Raw genomic sequence first — 17,573 nt, forward strand, 5'->3', positions numbered from 1 at the left:
ACGGACGCCATGGACGATCAGCGACGGATCAACTGCTGCATCAACGACTTCGGCGGTTCCGGGGTGCCATTCGGATCGACGGCAACCGTATCGGGCAGGACCTCCTGCGCCGCCGGATCGCCGAGTGCGGCAAACGCCGAGTACGTCGAGTTGTCCCCGAGATGGTGGAGCAGGAACCCGGTCAACAGGGCGCGAACGACGCGCTGCGTCCCGTGCTGCGGGCCGCTGTAGCCCAGCAGGCTCAGCAGATTGCGCCCCTCGGCCAACCCCTCGTTGGACGCCTTGTCCACCGACCGCACGACCGACTTTCCACCCCACCCCGCGGCGAGCAGCCGTCCGATCGATGTGGTGTTCACCGCATCGCCCGGGGTGACCGTCGCGAGCAACGGGGCGGAGATATCGGCGGCCACCGACACCGCCGGCGGTGCGGAGGGTTGTGGGAACAGCGCCGCGACCGCGCGCAGGTCCGGACGGCCGGCGGCGGCCAGCACCGCGGCCGACCCGCCCATCCCGTGGCCGGCGACGCCGAGGCGATCGGGATGGACGCTGATCTCGCCGGGGCCGAGCCGCACCGTCGAGCACACCTCGAGGGCGGTGCCGAGATCGGCCGCCATGTCCAGGTGGGACGGCACCGGACCGCGCTGGGTGCGTGGGGCGGCCGCGACGATGCCCCACGACGCGAGGTGGCGCAGGGTGCCCGCATATCGGTCCGGGTCGATCAACCAGCCGTGCGCGAAGGCGACCGCGGGCAGCCCGGTTCCTTCCTCGGGGGTGAACACCATGCCGGGAACGCCGGCGACCGACAGCTCACCGCACAGCACGCGATGCGGGCCGCGCATGGTCAGTGCGGTGAACAGCTTCTTGGTGTTGGCCACCCCCGGAACTTAGCGCACCGCCCCGGCGACCGGGTGGCCGATCAGCGATCGAAACCGGACGTTTGGGTGCGGGCTCGACGACATCGGCGGGGCAGGGAAGTACGCTGATCGTCCATGTGTGGAATCGTCGGCTACGTCGGACACCGTCCCGCGTTGGCTGTGATCGTCGAGGCCCTGCGTCGGATGGAATACCGCGGCTACGACTCCGCCGGGGTGGCGATCCTCGACGGCGCCGGTGATCTCAACGTCGAGCGCAAGGCCGGCCGGCTGGCCAACCTGGAGACCGCGCTCGCCGAGGACGGCACCGACACCTTCGTCGGCCGGGCCGGTATCGGCCACACCCGCTGGGCCACCCACGGGCGGCCGACCGACCGCAACGCCCACCCGCATACCGACGCGACCGGGCGGATCGCGGTGGTGCACAACGGCATCATCGAGAACTTCGCCCCGCTGCGCGCGGAGCTCGAGGCCGACGGCGTCGAATTCCACTCCGATACCGACACCGAGGTGGCCGTCCACCTGGTGTCCCGCGCCTACGCCGCCGGCCCGACCGCCGGACGCTTCGTCGACAGCGTCCTGCAGGTGCTGCGCCGGCTCGAGGGCGCCTTCACGCTGGTCTTCGTGCACGCCGACCATCCGGACACCATCGTCGCGGCCCGCCGCTCGACCCCGCTGGTGATCGGCGTCGGTGACGGGGAGAACTTCATCGCCTCCGATGTGGCGGCGTTCATCGAGTTCACCCGCGATGCGGTCGAGATCGGCCAGGATTCCGTGGTCATCCTGTCCTCGGGCGGCTACCGCATCACCAACTTCTACGGTGAGCCGGAGACCGGCCACCCGTTCCGCATCGACTGGGACCTCGCCGCCGCCGAGAAGGGCGGCCACGAGTACTTCATGCTCAAGGAGATCGAGGAGCAGCCGGCCGCGATCGCCGACACCCTGATGGGCCACTTCGACGGTGGCCGGATCATCCTGGACGAGCAGCGCCTGTCCGATCAGGAACTGCGCGAGGTCGACAAGGTCTTCGTCGTCGCCTGTGGCAGCGCCTATCACTCCGGTCTGGTCGCGAAGTACGCGATCGAGCACTGGACGCGGCTGCCCGTCGAGGTCGAACTCGCCAGCGAATTCCGTTACCGCGACCCGGTTCTCGATCGTTCGACCCTGGTGGTGGCGATCTCGCAGTCCGGCGAGACCGCCGACACCCTCGAGGCCGTGCGGCACGCGCGCACCCAGAAGGCGCGGGTGCTGGCGGTCTGCAATACCAACGGCGCGCAGATCCCCCGCGAGTCCGATGCGGTCCTCTACACCCGGGCCGGTCCGGAGATCGGCGTGGCGTCGACCAAGGCCTTCCTCGCCCAGATCACCGCGAATTACCTGGTGGGACTGGCGATCGCGCAGGCCCGCGGCACCAAGTACCCCGACGAGGTCGCCGCCGAGTACACCCATCTGGAGGAGATTCCGGATCTGGTGAGCAAGGTGCTGGGGAACATGGAGCCGGTCCGCGAGATCGCCCGGGCCCTGGCCCACGAGTCGACCATCCTGTTCCTGGGTCGGCACGTCGGCTATCCGGTGGCGCTCGAGGGTGCGCTCAAGCTCAAGGAGCTTGCGTACATGCACGCCGAGGGCTTTGCCGCCGGCGAGCTCAAGCACGGGTCGATCGCCCTGCTGGAGGACGATCTGCCGGTGCTGGTGATCATGCCGTCGCCGCACGGCCGACCGGACCTGCACGCCAAGCTGCTGAGCAATATTCGCGAGGTGCAGGCCCGCGGTGCGCGCACGATCGTCATCGCCGAGGAGGGCGACGAGACGGTGCGCCCCTTCGCCTATCACCTGATCGAGCTGCCGGCGGTGCCGACGCTGCTGCAACCTCTGCTCGCGACGGTGCCGCTGCAGGTCTTCGCCGCCGAGGTCGCCCGCACCCGCGGATACGACGTCGACAAGCCGCGCAACCTCGCCAAGTCGGTGACGGTGGAGTAGTCGTACCGCGATGCTCCGGTATTACGCCGCCGACGACATCCGCGCCGCCGAGCGGCCGGTGATCGCCGCTGCTCCGCCCGATGCGCTGATGCGTCGGGCGGCGCACGGGCTCGCGCTGGTGGTCGCTCGCGAATTGCGGGAGCGCACCGGTGGGATCGCCGGTCGGCGCGTGACCCTGCTGGTCGGCAGCGGTGACAACGGCGGCGACGCGCTGTGGGCCGGAACGGAATTGGCCCGGCGCGGGGTTGCCGTGCGGGCCGTGTTGCTCGACTCGCGCCGATTCCACCGCGCCGCGGCCGCGGCGCTGAGGCGAGCGGGTGGCCGCATCACCGGCGACCTCGGACCACAGGAGGGGCCCGCCGCCCCCGATCTGGTGGTCGACGGCATCGTCGGGCTCTCCGGCCGCGGCCCGCTGCGCCCGGCGGCCGCGGAACTGGTCGATCGGGTGCGTGCGCCGATCGTCGCGGTTGATCTGCCGTCCGGTGTCGACGCCGACACCGGTGTGGTCGACGGCCCGGCGGTCACCGCCGCGGTCACGGTGACCTTCGGCGCGCTGCGCAACGCCCATGCGCTTAATCCGCAGCGGTGCGGACGAATCGAACTGGTACCGATCGGGATCGATCCCTCGCCGCCGGCCCTGAGCGCCTACCGGGACGCCGATATCGGCCGGCTGTGGCCGGTACCCGGGCCGCACGACGACAAGTACACCCAGGGCGTGGTCGGAATCGTGGCCGGCAGTGCGCATTTCCCCGGCGCGGCGGTGCTGTCGACCGTCGCGGCGGTCGCGGCGACCTCGGGGATGGTCCGCTACGTCGGAAGCGCGGCCGACCGGGTCCTCGACCGGCGCCCGGAGGTGGTCGCCACCGCCGACCTCGCCGATGCCGGCCGGGTTCAGGCCTGGGTGGTCGGGCCCGGCGCGGGGACCGACGACGCCGCTCGCGCCCGTTTGGCGCAGATCCTGGCGCGGCCCGAGCCGGTGCTGGTCGACGCGGACGGTCTGACCCTCCTGGCGGACGCTCCGGAGTTGCTGCAGGGGCGGACCGGCATCACGGTGTTGACGCCGCACGACCGGGAATTCGAACGGGTGGTCGGGCGACCCCCCGGCGCCGATCGGGTGAGCTCGGTCGTCGAGGCCGCCGCCGATCTCGGGGTTCACCTGCTGCTCAAGGGCAATGTCACGATCATCGCCGATCCCGGGGGAACCGTGGTGGTCAACGACGCCGGCTCCGCGTGGCCGGCCACCGCCGGTTCCGGCGACGTGCTGTCGGGTGTGTCCGGTGCACTGCTGGCGGCCGGACTCGAGCCCCTCGACGCGCTCGGCTGCGCCACCCGCGCCCACTCGGTGGCCGCGGTCGAGGCCGCCCGGGCGCCCGGACCCGCCGGCGCGCCCGTTCGAGCCGGTGCAATCGCCGAATCGTTGCCGACGGCGATCGCCCTCTTGCGCGCGGCTGTCTAACTCCGCCGCCGCCGCGACCAGCGACAACACCGATCTGTGACCGGTCGGGCTGCCCTTCGTTGCCCCGGGCGGGCACAATGGTCGGCCATGAGCATCTCGCACCCTGCGGTGTCCGCCGGGCCCGGCGGAGTCGACGACGCCGCCGATCGGGCCTCGGCGCCGGTGGGGGAGACCACCACGCCCGCTGCGCCGCTGGCGACGATCGACCTGTCCGCCATCGCCCACAATGTGCGATTGCTGCGCCGCTACGCCGGGGACACCCCGCTGATGGCGGTGGTCAAGGCCGACGCCTACAACCACGGTGCGGTACCGGTCGCGCGGACGGCGCTGACCGCCGGCGCCCGAGAACTGGGCGTCACGACGATCGACGAGGCGCTCGAACTGCGGGCCGCCGGTATCGACGCGCCGATCCTGACCTGGCTGCACGCCCCGGGCACGGACTTCGCCGCCGCGATCGCGGCGGACATCGAGATCGCGGTGTCGTCGCGCGAGCAACTGGCCGCCGTGGTCGCCGCGGCCGGAGCCCTCGGACGCACCGCGACGGTCGCGGTCAAGATCGACAGTGGTCTGAGCCGCAACGGCGTACCGGTCGACGAATGGGCCCCCGTGGCCGACGCCCTCGCTGCCGCGGTCGGGGCCGCAGCGGTGACGTTCCGATCGATCTTCACCCACCTCGCCCACGCCGACGACCCGCATCATCCCGTGATCGACAGCCAGCGGCAGCGTTTCGACGATGCGATCGCCGTCTTCACCGAGCGCGGCGTCGCGCCGGCCGTGCGCCATATCTCCAATACCGCCGCGACGATGACGCGGCCGGACCTGAGGTACGACCTCGTCCGCCCGGGTATCGCGATCTACGGGCTGTCCCCGCTGCCGCCCGGTATCCCGGCGAGCCCGATCGACGGGCCGACCGATCTGCGACCGGCGATGACCCTCTCCGCGCCGGTCTCCCTGGTCAAGGAGATCGCCGCCGGAGAGGGCGTCTCCTATGGGCACATGTGGACCGCACCGACGCGCACCCGCGTCGCGCTGATTCCGCTGGGCTACGCCGACGGGGTCGTGCGCGCCCTCGGCGGCCGGCTCGAGGTCGCGATCAACGGTCGCCGCTACCCGGGAATCGGCCGGATCTGCATGGACCAGTTCGTCGTCCACCTCGGGCCGACCGATACGGAGGTGCGCGCGGGCGACACGGCGGTGCTCTTCGGCGCCGGCATCGACGGCGGGCCGACCGCCGCCGAATGGGCCGGTCTGCTCGACACGATCCACTACGAGGTGATCACCGGGGTCCGCGGCCGCGTCGAGCGTCGGTACCGGGAGGATGCCGGGCTGTGAGTCGACTCGCTCCGCCGGCTTTTGTCGGCGGCCTGGGTAGCGCTGCCGCGGTCGCCGCGGCCGCGGGCCTCAGTACGGCCCGCAAGTCGCTCAACCGGGGTCGGGAACTGCGCAAGATCGATCGCAACCAGACCGAGAATTTCGATCTGATCGGTGCGGATCGGTCGTCGGTGGTCACCGCCGACGACGGGGTCCATCTGGCGGTCCGCGAGGTCGGGCCGTCCGACGCGCCGGTCACCGTCGTCTTCGTGCACGGCTACTGCCTGCGCATGCAGTCCTGGCATTTCCAGCGCCGGGCACTGGAACGGCGCTGGGGCTCCACGGTGCGGATGGTCTTCTACGACCAGCGCGGCCACGGCGCCTCCGGCCGACCCAGCGGGCACAGTTGCACGATCGACCAACTGGGCGCCGACCTCGCCGGCGTCCTGCGGGCGGTGGTACCGAAGGGACCGATCGTGCTGGTCGGTCATTCGATGGGCGGGATGACCGTCCTGGCCTACGCTCGGCGCGATCCCGAGACCTTCCTCGAACGGGTGGTCGGCGTCGGGCTGGTCGCCACCGCCGCCAAGGGGCTCGCCGAGGAGGGCCTGGGCCGCAACCTGGAGAACCCCGCCACCAATCTGGTGCGCGGATTGGTGCGCAATGTGCCGGGGGTGACCAGGATCGGCCGCGGATTGCTGCGGTCGGCGGTCGCCCCGATCCTGCTGGAGGCATCCTTCGGAACCGATCAGGGCGCGCGATTGGATCGATTTGTCGCCGAGATGATCAGCGATACCTCCATGGTCACGATGGTCGATTTTCTGCCGTCCCTGGAATTGCACGACGAATCCGACGCCCTGCCGACCGTCGCGACCAAGGAGGCGCTGGTGGTCAGTCCCGGAGCGGACTGGGTGATCCCACCCTCGGCGTCGCAGTTCCTGGTCGACAATCTGCCCAAGGCGGAGCTGCTGTCGATCCCGCGGGCGGGGCATATGGTGCAACTGGAGAACCCGGCCGAGGTCAGCGACGCGATCGATCGGCTGGTCGTGCGGTCGGTGCAGGCGATGCCGGATGCCGGCCGCCGCCGGCGATGGTGGTGGACGGTCGGATGACCGGCGACGGAACCGAACCCGGCACCCGGGCGGCAGACCATCCCGAGCGGCTCGAGACCACCGCCGATACCGAGGAATACGGTCGCCGGCTCGCCGCGACCCTGCGGACGGGCGACGTGGTGGTCCTCGACGGCCCGGTCGGCGCCGGCAAGACCGCGATGACCCGCGGCATCGCCGACGGCCTCGGGGTGCAGGGGCGGGTGAGTTCGCCGACCTTCGTCATCGCGCGCACCCACCGTCCCGGCGAACGGCCCGACGGGCGCCCGTCGATCGGCCTGGTGCACGTCGACGCGTACCGTCTCGGCACCGCCGGTGGCGACGTCTTCGACGAATTGGCCGCCCTCGACCTGGAATCCGAACTCGACAGCAGCGTGCTGGTGATCGAATGGGGGGCTCGGCTGGTCACCGGGGTCACCGACCGGTACCTGCTGGTGCGCCTGCGTCGCGATATCGAATCGGAGACCCGGTTCGTCAGCCGTGAATGGGTACTCACCGGGCCGTCCGGTGTGGGCGGCAGTGCCGACGCGGGTGTCGACGGCAGGTAGTGTTTTCCGTGTGTTTGTCCTGGCTATCGATACCTCCACCCCGGCGGTAACCGTCGGGGTCGTCGAGCTGACGGCCGTGGTGGAACGCACCGTCGCCGCCAGGGTGACCGTCGACGCCCGCCGCCACGCCGAGTTGGTCAGCCCACAGATCTCGTCATGCCTCGCCGCGGCCGACCTGACCCCCGCGGACATCGACGCGGTGGTTGTCGGCGTCGGCCCCGGCCCGTTCACCGGGCTGCGCGTCGGGATGGCCACCGGCGCCGCGTTCGCCGATGCCCTGTCGATCCCGGCGTACCCGGTCTGCAGCCTCGATGCGATCGCCGTCGAGCTGGGCCATTGTGACGCGCTGGTCGTCACCGATGCCCGTCGCCGCGAGGTCTACTGGGCGCGCTACAGCGGCGGCCGACGCATCGAGGGGCCCGCGGTCGGCGCCCCCCGGTCGGTCGATCCCGGACCCGCCGAGGTGGTCGCGGGCAGCGCCTCGCACGTCGATCTGTTCGATCTGCCGGTCGAACCCCTCGAGAGCCCCGCCCCGCTCGGCCTGGTGCGCGCCGCCCGCGCCGAACTGCTCGCCGGTACACCGCCGCAGCCGTTGGTGCCGCTCTACCTGCGCCGCCCGGACGCGAAGCCGGTGGTGACGTCGTCGTGACGGCGGTGATCGAACCGATGACCGCCGCCGACGCGGCCGCCTGCGGGCGGATCGAGGCGATCCTGTTCGACGGCGACGGGCCGTGGACCGAGGCGGCCTTCCGCTCCGAGCTCGCCGCACCGCATTGCCACTACTTCGTCGCCCGTTCGCCGGAGGGCGCCGTGATCGGTTACGCCGGCATCGCGCTGCTCGACGGCGGTGGTCGGGACGCCGAGGTGCACACCATCGCTGTCGACACCTCCTGGCAGGGGCGGGGATTGGGGCGTCGCCTGCTCGACCGACTGGTGGCCCTCGCCGATGCGCACGGGGGGCCGGTCCACCTCGAGGTGCGCACGGACAACCAGCCGGCCCTGGAGTTGTACCGGCGCTTCGGATTCGAGATCGTCGGCACCCGCAAGCGGTACTACCACTCGGGCGCCGACGCCTACACGATGACGCGACCCGCCCGCGCCGCGGCCGTTTCCGGAGAGGAGCGGTCGTGATCGTTCTGGGTATCGAAAGTTCCTGTGACGAAACCGGAGTGGGCATCATCCGGTATCACGAGAGCGGCCCGCTCGCGGGTACCTGCGAACTGCTGGCCGACGAGGTCGCCTCCAGCGTCGAGCAGCACGCCCGCTTCGGTGGGGTCGTGCCGGAGATCGCCTCGCGCGCCCACCTCGAGGCGATCGTGCCGACGATGCGGCGGGCCCTGCAGAAGGCCGGGATCGACAAGCCGGACGCGATCGCCGTGACGATCGGCCCCGGCCTGGCCGGCGCCCTGATGGTCGGGGTATCGGCGGCCAAGGCCTACTCGGTGGCCTGGGGGGTCCCGCTGTTCGCGGTCAACCATCTGGGCGGCCATATCGCGGTCGACACCCTCGAACACGGCCCGATGCGCCCCTGTGTCGCTCTGCTGGTGTCCGGTGGCCACACTCACCTGTTGAAGGTCGACGACCTCGCCGCGCCGATCGTCGAGCTCGGCAGCACGATCGACGACGCCGCCGGCGAGGCCTTCGACAAGGTCGCCCGGCTGCTCGGACTCGGCTATCCCGGTGGGCCGCATATCGACCGGATCGCCCGCGACGGCGACCCGAATGCGATCGCCTTTCCCCGGGCGCTGACCCGCCCGGGTGATTCGGCCCTGGACTTCTCGTTCTCCGGTCTGAAGACCGCGGTCGCCCGACACGTCGAGGCGGCGCAGAGATCCGGTGCCGCGGTTGATGTTCCGAACGTCGCCGCCTCCTTCCAGGAGGCGGTCGCCGACGTGCTGACCGCCAAGATGATCGAGGCGGTGCGCCGGACCGGTGTCGACACGGTGGTGATGGGCGGCGGTGCCACCGCGAACTCCCGGCTGCGTGAGCTCGCCGAACAGCGGTGCGCCGCCGAAGGGGTACAGCTGCGGGTCCCCGTGCCCCGGTTGTGCACCGACAACGGCGTGATGATCGCGACCTTCGGTGCGCATCTGATCGCCGCGGGCGCCGCACCGTCCGATCCGACGGTCTCCGCCGATCCGGGGCTGCCGGTGTCGATCAGCCGCCTGGGCTGACCCGATTCGCCCGGGACGGATTCGTCCGGGCCGGGGCGGTCGGGCGCGATCCGTCGGATCGGGGGTCAGCCCGTGGTCGCCGGGTCGTCGACGGTGGCCGCCGCGCTTTCCGCGGCCCGGGTGGTCTCCCGCTGCGCCGTTGCCTCCCGCTGCGCGGTGGTCTCCGTCTCTGCGGTGGTCTCCGATCCGGGGCGCGGGACCGCGGTTCCGGTCGGGATCGCGCTCTGCAGGGTCGGGGTGACCAGCCCCCCGCGCGGGCTGGTCGTCGTCGGTGGGACCTCGGTGGTCGGCGCCGTCGTCGTCGGCGGCGGCTCCTCGGTGGTGGTCGTCCGGGTCCGATCGCGGTCCGGGCGGGTGCGGTCCGCGGCGCTCGGCGGGATCAGGGCGGGGACGCTCGGCACGGTCACCGACGGGGTTGTCGTCTCGACGGTGGTCTCCGGCGGCGGAATCACCTCGGGCTCCGCGTCCGGGGCGGCGATCACCTCGACGTGCTCGTCGACCGGTTGCGCGCTCGGCAGGGGGATCGCCGGCAGGTCCGGACCGGGGTGCAGGCTGCGGGTGGTGCGCGACGTGGTGGACCGGTCGGAGGTATCCGCCGCCGGCTGGGCGACCGTCGAGCCGACCGGGACCTCCGAGGACGCGGTCAGTGTCGATTCGACCGCCGTGGTCGACCACACCCGGGTGCTGACCGCCGAGGCGGCGTCCGGGGTGATACCCGTCGTCTCGCGCGGTCCGTAGGTCAACGCGAGCGTCGCGATCGCGATCGCGCCGGCGAGCACGCCGGCGCCGCGCAAGGACAGCCGAGGACCGACCCGTTCGCCCGGGGAGACGACGGCGAAGCTGGTGGCCTCCTCGCTGGGTTGGGCCAACAGGGCCGCCCCGCGGGCGAGGACCGTATCCGGCTCGTGCGGTACCACGACCGGAAGTCCGAACGATTCGCCGAGAACGCGGGCGAGGACGGGGATATGGGCGCCACCGCCGATCAGTACGAACGCGTCGGGCAGGGTCGGCGACTGCTCGACCGCGGCGTCGATCGAGGCGATCCCCGCGAGCAGGGCCGGGGCGATCGCGGACTCGAAATCGGCCCGGGTGATCGACAGCGGCTGCTCGCCGATGCGGTGCACCAGCGTCGAGTCGGCGAACGACAACTGCTCCTTGGCGGTGCGCACGCGCGCGCCGAGCAGGTCGCGGTCGACATCGGGATCGATGGTCCGTCGACTGCGAATCAGTCCGTCGAGCAGATCGTCGAAGACCGCACCGGACATCTCGGTGGTGTGGTCGTAGGCCAGCAGGATCGGTTCGGCGGAATCGACCCCGGCCGCATCGACGACGCTGGTAGCGGTACCGGTATCGCCCACGTCCACCAGGGCGACCCGGCGGTGGCCCGCGAGTTCACCGGAGGCGCCCAGGCAGGCGGTCGCGGCGGTCGCCTCGGGTACGAGGGTGATCCGCCGATCGCTGACCGCCCGGACCGACATCGCCTGCGAGCGGCTGCGGTAGGTCACCGCGATCTGCTCGGGTTGCCCGTCGACCAGTCCGGCCAGCAGATCGGCGCAGGCGATGACCAGATCGCCGACCTCGCGGCGGCGATCGACCGCCACCATGCGGACGTCGACATCGTCACCGCGGGATCGGTCGCGGGTGAGTATGGCGCCGCAGACGACATCGGCTCCCAACGAGATCCCGAAAGTCGTCGACACGTCTCGCCCTTCCCCAAAAGTACGAAAACCACACCAAAGCGGCCGTTATTGGAATGTTACCAAGCTTTGCCGCGGGAAGTGAGGCGGGGGTCACCCCGGGAGTGTCATGGTCGGCACGGGTGGGTCGGTCGGCGAATCCGGTGGCCGCGACCAGGCGGAATAGAGATTGCGGACGAGATACTTGAGTGCCGGCACTCGCGTGTATAGAGTGCCAAGTGGCGATACCTCGTGCTCGGCACCCGCGACGACGGGCCCGGGGCTGCGCCGTGAATCGTACGTCCCATATAACAGTGGCCCGAACGGCTCCGCCGGGGCCGCGGACACGTGAAAAAAGTGGAGGACACATCGTGGCGAGCGTGAACATCAAGCCGCTCGAGGACAAGATCCTCGTCCAGGCCAACGCAGCCGAGACGACGACCGCCTCCGGCCTCGTCATCCCCGACACGGCCAAGGAGAAGCCCCAGGAGGGCACCGTTGTCGCCGTCGGCCCCGGCCGGTGGGACGAGGACGGCGACAAGCGGATCCCGCTGGATGTCAGCGAGGGCGACGTCGTGATCTACAGCAAGTACGGCGGCACCGAGATCAAGTACGGCGGCGAGGAGTACCTGATCCTGTCGGCCCGCGACGTGCTGGCCGTCGTTTCCAAGTAATTCGTCTCCAGGTAGTTCGAAACCCCATCCGCCCCGGCGTTCCAACCAGGACTCCGGGGCGGATTGCATCCGGGGGCTTCCCGGCGATCGGATACGCGGACTCGGGTCACGAACCCGAGGCGCGGCGAGCCGCCGCAGCACGCCCCCGACAAGGAGGCTGAGGAGAGTATGGCCAAGGAAATCAAGCACGACGAGGCCGCGCGGCGGTCGCTCGAGGCCGGGGTGGACAAGCTGGCCGACGCGGTCAAGGTCACCCTGGGCCCGCGCGGCCGGCATGTCGTGCTGGCCAAGTCGTTCGGTGGCCCCGTGGTCACCAACGACGGTGTGTCGATCGCCCGCGAGATCGAGCTCGAGGATCCCTACGAGAACCTCGGCGCGCAGCTGGTCAAGAGCGTGGCGACCAAGACCAACGACGTTGCCGGTGACGGCACGACCACCGCGACGGTGCTCGCCGCCGCGCTGGTCAAGGGTGGTCTGCGCAATGTCGCCTCCGGTGCCAACCCGATCGCGATCGGTGCGGGCATCGCCAAGGCGACCGACTGGGTGGTCGAGGAGCTGCACAAGGTCGCCACCGACGTGTCCGGCGAGAAGGCGATCGCTCAGGTCGCCACCGTGTCCTCGCGCGACCCGGAGATCGGTGGGATCGTCGCCGAGGCGCTGACCAAGGTCGGCAACGACGGCGTCGTCACGATCGAGGAGTCCTCGGGCCTGTCGATCGAGCTGTCGGTCACCGAGGGCGTCCAGTTCGACAAGGGCTACCTGTCGCCCTACTTCGTCACCGATCTCGATCGGCAGGAGGCGGTTCTCGACGACGCCTACATCCTGCTCGACCGCGACAAGATCAGCTCGCTGCCGGATTTCCTTCCGCTGCTCGAGAAGATCGCGGAGAGCGGCAAGCCGGTTCTGATCGTGGCCGAGGACGTCGACGGCGAGGCGTTGTCCACCCTGGTGGTCAACTCGATTCGCAAGACCCTCAAGGCCGTTGCGGTCAAGGCGCCGTACTTCGGCGACCGCCGCAAGGCGTTCCTGGAGGATCTCGCGGTCGTCACCGGCGCCACGGTGATCAGCCCGGATCTGGGTCTGTCGCTGCGTGAGGCGGGGCTCGAGGTGCTCGGTTCGTCGCGTCGTGTGGTGGTCACCCGCGACGAGACCACGATCATCGACGGCGCCGGCAGCAAGGAGGACGTCGATGCGCGTGCCGCTCAGCTGCGGCACGAGATCGAGGCCACCGACTCCGACTGGGATCGCGAGAAGCTCGAGGAGCGGCTGGCGAAGCTGTCGGGCGGCGTCGCGGTCATCAAGGTCGGCGCGGCCACCGAGACCGAGCTCAAGGAGCGCAAGTTCCGGGTCGAGGACGCGGTCAACTCCGCCAAGGCGGCGGTGGCCGAGGGCATCGTGGCCGGTGGCGGTTCGACGCTGGTGCACGTCGCCGAGGGTCTGAAGGACGGTCTGGGCCTCAGCGGTGACGAGGCGGCCGGTGTGCGGGTCGTGCGCGAGGCGCTGCGTGCCCCGCTGTACTGGATCGGGGAGAACTCCGGTCTCGACGGCGCGGTCGTGGTGTCGAAGGTCGCGGAGCTGAAGCCGGGCTTCGGTTTCGACGCCGCGAACCTCACCTACGGCAACCTGATCGAGGCGGGCATCATCGACCCGGTCAAGGTCACCCGTTCCGCCGTGGTCAACGCCGCGTCGGTGGCGCGGATGGTGCTGACCACCGAGGCCGCGGTCGTCGACAAGCCGGCCGAGGACGAGGGTCACGATCACGGACACGGGCACGCCCACTGAGTGATCACCCACCGGGTGATCGCTCCACCGGGTGATCGCCCGGGGCGCATGACGAGGGGTCGTGCGGTTCGCTTCTCGAAGCGACCGCACGACCCCTTGGTCGTGTGCGTGCCGACCGCGGATGTCGAGGACGTATCCGGGTCCGGCAGGTGTCCGTCAGGACGCGATACGGCGGCGTCCGCGGCGGCGGTTGTAGACCTCGCGCTCGGCTTCGGACATGCCGCCCCAGATGCCGTAGGGCTCGCAAACGGTCAGTGCGTGATTGCGGCACTGGGCGATCACCGGGCAACGGTGGCACATCTCGCGGGCGCGCATCTCCCGCTGGGCGCGAGCACGGCCGCGCTCCCCGTCCGGATGGAAGAACATCGAAGAATCGACTCCCCGGCACAGTCCGTGTCGCTGCCAATCCCACATATCGGCGTTGGGTCCCGGGAGGTGGTTCGGCTGTGACATGTCGTACTCCTCGTGCACTTCGTGTCTGTTGTTCACAGCATCGCCCGGAGACTGACGCACAGCCGTTGCCCCATCGCAAATAATCGGCTAACGCATGTCAACGAATACTCGGCACCTTTGGCGAACCGGGTCGATCACTGGGGCAACGGTAGGGCGGACCCGGAAAACCCGTCAATACTGCGTCGAGGTGGCGACCGACATAGCGCCGCACGAAGATTTGATCTGTGTGTCACTTTCGGTGCACTCGCGTCGACCTGCGGTTCGGTGCCGGCCGGCGGGCTTGCGGGTGGGTACGCGGCGACACGACGAGCTCCCCCGGGGGAGCTGTAGATTCGTTGAAACGTTCACTACGACAGTGCATTTGAGGTGATCTCTACTGTCGGTCAGCAGTGGGTAAAGGGTCTCCACAGTGTGACTCGAGTCTCCGAAAAGTGCGCGCGCTGCGGACAATTCCGCGGTGCGGGTTCGGTACGTCGACGGCCGTCGAGGGGGCTGCGGAGCCATATTCACGTGCTGGTGAAATATATCCGAAACATTGGCGTACGCAACTGTTAACCGGTCGAATTCCGCGAGAAGGGCTATTCCGTGAGCATATGCTCAATCCGCACGTCAGGGGGGTGGTGGGAGCCCGAATCGTTATGCGCGATGGGTAGGTTCGAGCCTGCCGAATCGGGTAGGTCGGAACTCTTCGGGCGGCAGTTGACGCCACCGTCACATAGGGATGCGGTCGCGGTCGCCGCGGCTTTCGGTTGTGCCCGGACGGTCGAAGGACCCGTGCCGACGGTGGCCTCGATGCGCGCCGACCCGATCACGATCGACCGGCTGTGGCTCGCCGCGATCGGATCGGCGGCCCGCGGGCACTACGCGTCGGCCCGCCGCGACCTCGCCCTCGCCGAGCGGATCGCCGGCGGGCGGGCCCGCGATGCCGCCCACGGGGTGCGCCTCGCGCGGGTATTCGTGGCGGCGGCATCCATCGCCCGCCAACTCGGCGATCACCGCGCCGGGGCGCGCTACGACGGGCGCGCGGCTGTCCTCGTTGCGGCCGCACGGTCGGGAACCGAGGGGTCGGGGACCCCGGCCGGGATCGGCGTCGCCGAGGCCCTGTGGATCGATGCGATCGCCGGCGCCGCTGCCGACGCGCTCGGCGACGGCGGGATCGCCCGCGCCGCCGGGATCGCCCGCCGACTCGACGCGCTGACCCCCGCCCCCGCGCGTGATCGCACCGAGGCCGCCAACGATGTCTGGGATACAGCGGCGGGTGCGCCCCCGGCGGACGGCTGGGAGGTGACCGCCTCGGCGCTCTGTGCGTCCGAGGTGCCCGCCCGCGGGCCCTCCGGTCGCGAACTCGTCCGGGCGGGTTGGGTACGGGCCGAGATCGCGATGACCGCCGGCGACGGCGGGGCGGCGGTCGCGGCGGCGACCGGGGCGCTCGACCGGGCGTCGATCGGTGGATCCTGTCGCCATCGGATCAAGTCGGCGCTCGTGCTGGCGGCCGCGCGGGTCGTGGCCGGTGAACCGGACGGCGCGCGTCCACTCGTCGAAGCCGTGCGCGCCGCCGCGGACGACCACGGCCACCTTCCACTGCTCTGGGCGGCGGGCATGTTGGCACCGGCGGTGGGGCTCGACGCTCCGGAGGGCCCGGCGGTCACCGCGGAACTCGGGCGCCGCGGGGGGCTTCCGACCGTGCTCGGCGCCCGCTCGTTCGCCCGGTGAGACCGGCCTCACCCGGGCGGCCGCAGCCGGCGGACGACACGCCATCGGGTTCGTCATCGGTGCAGGTCGCATCCCCTTCGGTCGGGATGGGACAAACGTCGATCGGCAGTGGACGTTCGAGTCGATATGCTGGCGAGGTTCCACTGGTGTGGAAGCACGTTCGGAGATGAACGCTGTCCGAGGGAGAAATCGGGATCCTCGCAACCAATGAATCTGTCCGGTGACGACCTCGACGCCCAGGTCGCAGCGGCGGCGGACGGCGATCGAGCGGCTCTCGGCCGCGTACTCGAATCGATCCGTCCCTTGGTCGTGCGGTACTGCCGCGCTCGTTTCGGCGTCGGTGACCGCGGTCAGATGTCGGCGGACGACGTCGCCCAGGAAGTCTGCCTCGCGGTTATGACCGCATTGCCGCGTTACCAGGATCGCGGCAAGCCCTTCATGGCGTTCGTCTACGGAATCGCCTCTCACAAAGTTGCCGACGCACATCGTGCCGCAGCGCGTAACAAATCAGACGCCGTCGCCGAAGTACCAGATGTGATTGCCCTCGATGAGGGTCCGGAAAAGCGGGCCATCGACTCGGAGGCCACACGGCAGATGGCTACTTTGCTGAGTTCGCTGAACGAGAAGCACCGCGAGATCGTGGTGCTCCGCGTGATAGTCGGGCTCTCCGCAGAGGAGACAGCCGCGATTATTGGAAGCACGGCCGGCGCGGTACGCGTCGCCCAACACCGAGCGATGGCAAAGCTGAAGAACGAAGTGAAGAAGAGAGGTGAACTCGATGGGTAGGGGCGATGGGCGGTCGACTGATCCCTTTGCCGATTCCGGCGAGCCCGTAGAGGTCGCCAGGGTCCACCACGACGATGCCTTTCTGGACGCGATAGCCGGAGACGGCCGGGTCGCCACCGAGTCGAACGAGGAGTACCAACTCGCTCTCCTGTTCGCCCAGTGGCGCACGGAGGTCGACCGGGAACCCATGCCCGCCGGGCCGACGATCGACGAGGTCCTCGCCGCGATCGCCGCTCAGGAGGAGAAGCCGCAGCCCCGGCGCGAGTCGACCGTGCTGCGCTTCCTGCGACCGGTCGGTCGGGTGGCCGCGGCCTTCCTGATCGTCGGCGGTGCGGCGACGGTGGTCTTCTCCTACAACGCGCAACCCGGCGATCCGCTCTGGTCGATCAAGTCGGTCGTCTTCTCGAGCGAAGCCAGCGCGACGATGGCGAAGGTCGACACGTCGTCGGCGCTCGATGCCGCCGCCAGCTCGATCCAGGCGCGCGACACCACCTCGGCGGCGACGAACCTCTCCGAGGCCGTCGAACGCATCGAGGCGATCAACAACGAGGGTGACAAGAACGCCTTCGAGGAACGCCTCACCACGCTGCAGGCCGAGCTCGACGCGCTGCTGCAGGCACAGCTCGCGCAGGAGCAGCAGGCGGCCACGACCGCCCCGCCGACCACGACGCCGTCGGTAGCCGCTCCGACCACCACGCAGGCCCCGGTGACGACGACACCCGCCCCGGTGTCGCAGCCCTCGGTCGGATGGCCGACGCTGCCGACCATCCCGACGTTGCCGTCCCCGGAAGATCTGACGCTGCCGACGATTCCGTCGATCCCGCTGCCGACGATCCCGACCGAGGTTCCGACCGACATCCTGCCGACGGTGCCGGCGCCGGAACCCACCGGCGGCCCGTCACTGCCGACGCTCGAACCCGCCCCGCCGGTGACGACGACAACACTTCCGGAGAACTGACCGGACGCGTACACGGCAACACGAAGATCACACGAACGAGGCACCCCGGTCATCGGCAGGGTGCCTCGTCGTATACCCGGT

The 17,573-nt window shown here is 70.3% G+C and carries 16 protein-coding genes; 13 read left to right on the forward strand and 3 right to left on the reverse strand.

Annotated elements, in window-relative coordinates; all coding sequences use genetic code 11:
• Window positions 1-17: 17 nt before the first annotated feature.
• On the reverse strand, window positions 18-875 hold the full coding sequence (locus tag MB1_RS07615; RefSeq protein ID WP_066905340.1) for a dienelactone hydrolase family protein: 858 nt from the start codon (window positions 873-875) through the stop codon (window positions 18-20).
• 114 nt (window positions 876-989) lie between these two features.
• On the opposite strand from MB1_RS07615, the gene glmS reads away from it, so the two are divergent.
• The 8 genes from glmS to tsaD all read left to right on the forward strand — a co-directional run bounded on the left by glmS (window position 990) and on the right by tsaD (window position 9,450).
• A complete protein-coding gene (gene glmS, locus MB1_RS07620; protein WP_066905342.1) occupies window positions 990-2,852 on the forward strand; it encodes a glutamine--fructose-6-phosphate transaminase (isomerizing) in 1,863 nt (620 codons plus the stop codon).
• Between the two features lie 10 nt (window positions 2,853-2,862).
• Window positions 2,863-4,308 carry a bifunctional ADP-dependent NAD(P)H-hydrate dehydratase/NAD(P)H-hydrate epimerase gene (locus tag MB1_RS07625; protein ID WP_066905344.1) on the forward strand — a complete coding sequence of 482 codons (1,446 nt, stop codon included), beginning with the start codon at window positions 2,863-2,865 and terminating at the stop codon, window positions 4,306-4,308.
• A gap of 87 nt (window positions 4,309-4,395) precedes the next feature.
• Window positions 4,396-5,640: an alanine racemase gene (alr, locus tag MB1_RS07630; protein WP_066905346.1), complete on the forward strand. Its 1,245-nt coding sequence runs from the start codon at window positions 4,396-4,398 to the stop codon at window positions 5,638-5,640.
• Window positions 5,637-6,731 carry an alpha/beta fold hydrolase gene (locus tag MB1_RS07635; RefSeq protein WP_245650086.1) on the forward strand — a complete coding sequence of 365 codons (1,095 nt, stop codon included), beginning with the start codon at window positions 5,637-5,639 and terminating at the stop codon, window positions 6,729-6,731. Before alr ends, MB1_RS07635 begins: the two co-directional genes overlap by 4 nt.
• Entirely contained in the window at window positions 6,728-7,276 is a 549-nt protein-coding gene (gene tsaE, locus MB1_RS07640; protein ID WP_066905657.1) for a tRNA (adenosine(37)-N6)-threonylcarbamoyltransferase complex ATPase subunit type 1 TsaE, read from the forward strand. Before MB1_RS07635 ends, tsaE begins: the two co-directional genes overlap by 4 nt.
• 10 nt (window positions 7,277-7,286) lie before the next feature.
• The gene (gene tsaB, locus MB1_RS07645; protein ID WP_066905348.1) at window positions 7,287-7,925 is read left to right on the forward strand and encodes a tRNA (adenosine(37)-N6)-threonylcarbamoyltransferase complex dimerization subunit type 1 TsaB; all 639 of its coding nucleotides are present in this window, start codon (window positions 7,287-7,289) and stop codon (window positions 7,923-7,925) included.
• Window positions 7,922-8,407, forward strand: coding sequence for a ribosomal protein S18-alanine N-acetyltransferase (gene rimI / locus MB1_RS07650; RefSeq protein ID WP_066905350.1), 486 nt, complete (start codon window positions 7,922-7,924; stop codon window positions 8,405-8,407). The genes tsaB and rimI overlap by 4 nt, the downstream gene beginning before the upstream one ends.
• Window positions 8,404-9,450, forward strand: coding sequence for a tRNA (adenosine(37)-N6)-threonylcarbamoyltransferase complex transferase subunit TsaD (gene tsaD, locus MB1_RS07655; RefSeq protein ID WP_066905352.1), 1,047 nt, complete (start codon window positions 8,404-8,406; stop codon window positions 9,448-9,450). Before rimI ends, tsaD begins: the two co-directional genes overlap by 4 nt.
• Before the next feature lie 65 nt (window positions 9,451-9,515).
• Here the strand turns inward: tsaD and MB1_RS07660 are convergent, their stop codons facing one another.
• Window positions 9,516-11,150 (reverse strand): DUF7159 family protein, encoded by a 1,635-nt coding sequence (locus MB1_RS07660; protein WP_066905354.1) that lies wholly within the window; start codon window positions 11,148-11,150, stop codon window positions 9,516-9,518.
• Between the two features lie 347 nt (window positions 11,151-11,497).
• Here MB1_RS07660 and groES point away from each other — a divergent pair, with 347 nt between their 5' ends.
• Window positions 11,498-11,800, forward strand: a complete 303-nt coding sequence (gene groES / locus MB1_RS07665; RefSeq protein ID WP_066905356.1) for a co-chaperone GroES — start codon at window positions 11,498-11,500, stop codon at window positions 11,798-11,800.
• A 168-nt stretch (window positions 11,801-11,968) separates the two neighbouring features.
• Entirely contained in the window at window positions 11,969-13,582 is a 1,614-nt protein-coding gene (gene groL, locus MB1_RS07670; RefSeq protein WP_066905358.1) for a chaperonin GroEL, read from the forward strand.
• 156 nt (window positions 13,583-13,738) lie between these two features.
• Here groL and MB1_RS07675 read toward each other — a convergent pair whose 3' ends face one another.
• Window positions 13,739-14,035, reverse strand: coding sequence for a WhiB family transcriptional regulator (locus tag MB1_RS07675; RefSeq protein ID WP_066905661.1), 297 nt, complete (start codon window positions 14,033-14,035; stop codon window positions 13,739-13,741).
• 792 nt (window positions 14,036-14,827) lie between these two features.
• On the opposite strand from MB1_RS07675, the gene MB1_RS07680 reads away from it, so the two are divergent.
• The 3 genes from MB1_RS07680 (at window position 14,828) to MB1_RS07690 (ending at window position 17,492) form a co-directional block, all read left to right on the forward strand.
• Entirely contained in the window at window positions 14,828-15,748 is a 921-nt protein-coding gene (locus MB1_RS07680) for a hypothetical protein (protein WP_157083946.1), read from the forward strand.
• A gap of 207 nt (window positions 15,749-15,955) precedes the next feature.
• Window positions 15,956-16,534 (forward strand): sigma-70 family RNA polymerase sigma factor, encoded by a 579-nt coding sequence (locus MB1_RS07685; RefSeq protein ID WP_066905362.1) that lies wholly within the window; start codon window positions 15,956-15,958, stop codon window positions 16,532-16,534.
• On the forward strand, window positions 16,527-17,492 hold the full coding sequence (locus MB1_RS07690) for an anti-sigma-D factor RsdA (RefSeq protein WP_066905364.1): 966 nt from the start codon (window positions 16,527-16,529) through the stop codon (window positions 17,490-17,492). Before MB1_RS07685 ends, MB1_RS07690 begins: the two co-directional genes overlap by 8 nt.
• The last annotated feature ends 81 nt before the right edge of the window (window positions 17,493-17,573 follow it).

It is taken from the genome of Millisia brevis NBRC 105863 (assembly GCF_001552615.1).
GTDB classification, from domain to species: Bacteria; Actinomycetota; Actinomycetes; order Mycobacteriales; family Mycobacteriaceae; genus Millisia; species Millisia brevis.

Coding starts and splice junctions, on each gene's coding strand:
- glmS (WP_066905342.1), top strand. CDS start 990: ATGTGTGGAATCGTCGGCTACGTCGGACACCGTCCCGCGTTGGCTGTG.
- MB1_RS07625 (WP_066905344.1), top strand. CDS start 2,863: ATGCTCCGGTATTACGCCGCCGACGACATCCGCGCCGCCGAGCGGCCG.
- alr (WP_066905346.1), top strand. CDS start 4,396: ATGAGCATCTCGCACCCTGCGGTGTCCGCCGGGCCCGGCGGAGTCGAC.
- tsaE (WP_066905657.1), top strand. CDS start 6,728: ATGACCGGCGACGGAACCGAACCCGGCACCCGGGCGGCAGACCATCCC.
- groL (WP_066905358.1), top strand. CDS start 11,969: ATGGCCAAGGAAATCAAGCACGACGAGGCCGCGCGGCGGTCGCTCGAG.
- MB1_RS07675 (WP_066905661.1), bottom strand. CDS start 14,035: ATGTCACAGCCGAACCACCTCCCGGGACCCAACGCCGATATGTGGGAT.
- MB1_RS07680 (WP_157083946.1), top strand. CDS start 14,828: ATGCGCGCCGACCCGATCACGATCGACCGGCTGTGGCTCGCCGCGATC.
- MB1_RS07685 (WP_066905362.1), top strand. CDS start 15,956: ATGAATCTGTCCGGTGACGACCTCGACGCCCAGGTCGCAGCGGCGGCG.
- MB1_RS07690 (WP_066905364.1), top strand. CDS start 16,527: ATGGGTAGGGGCGATGGGCGGTCGACTGATCCCTTTGCCGATTCCGGC.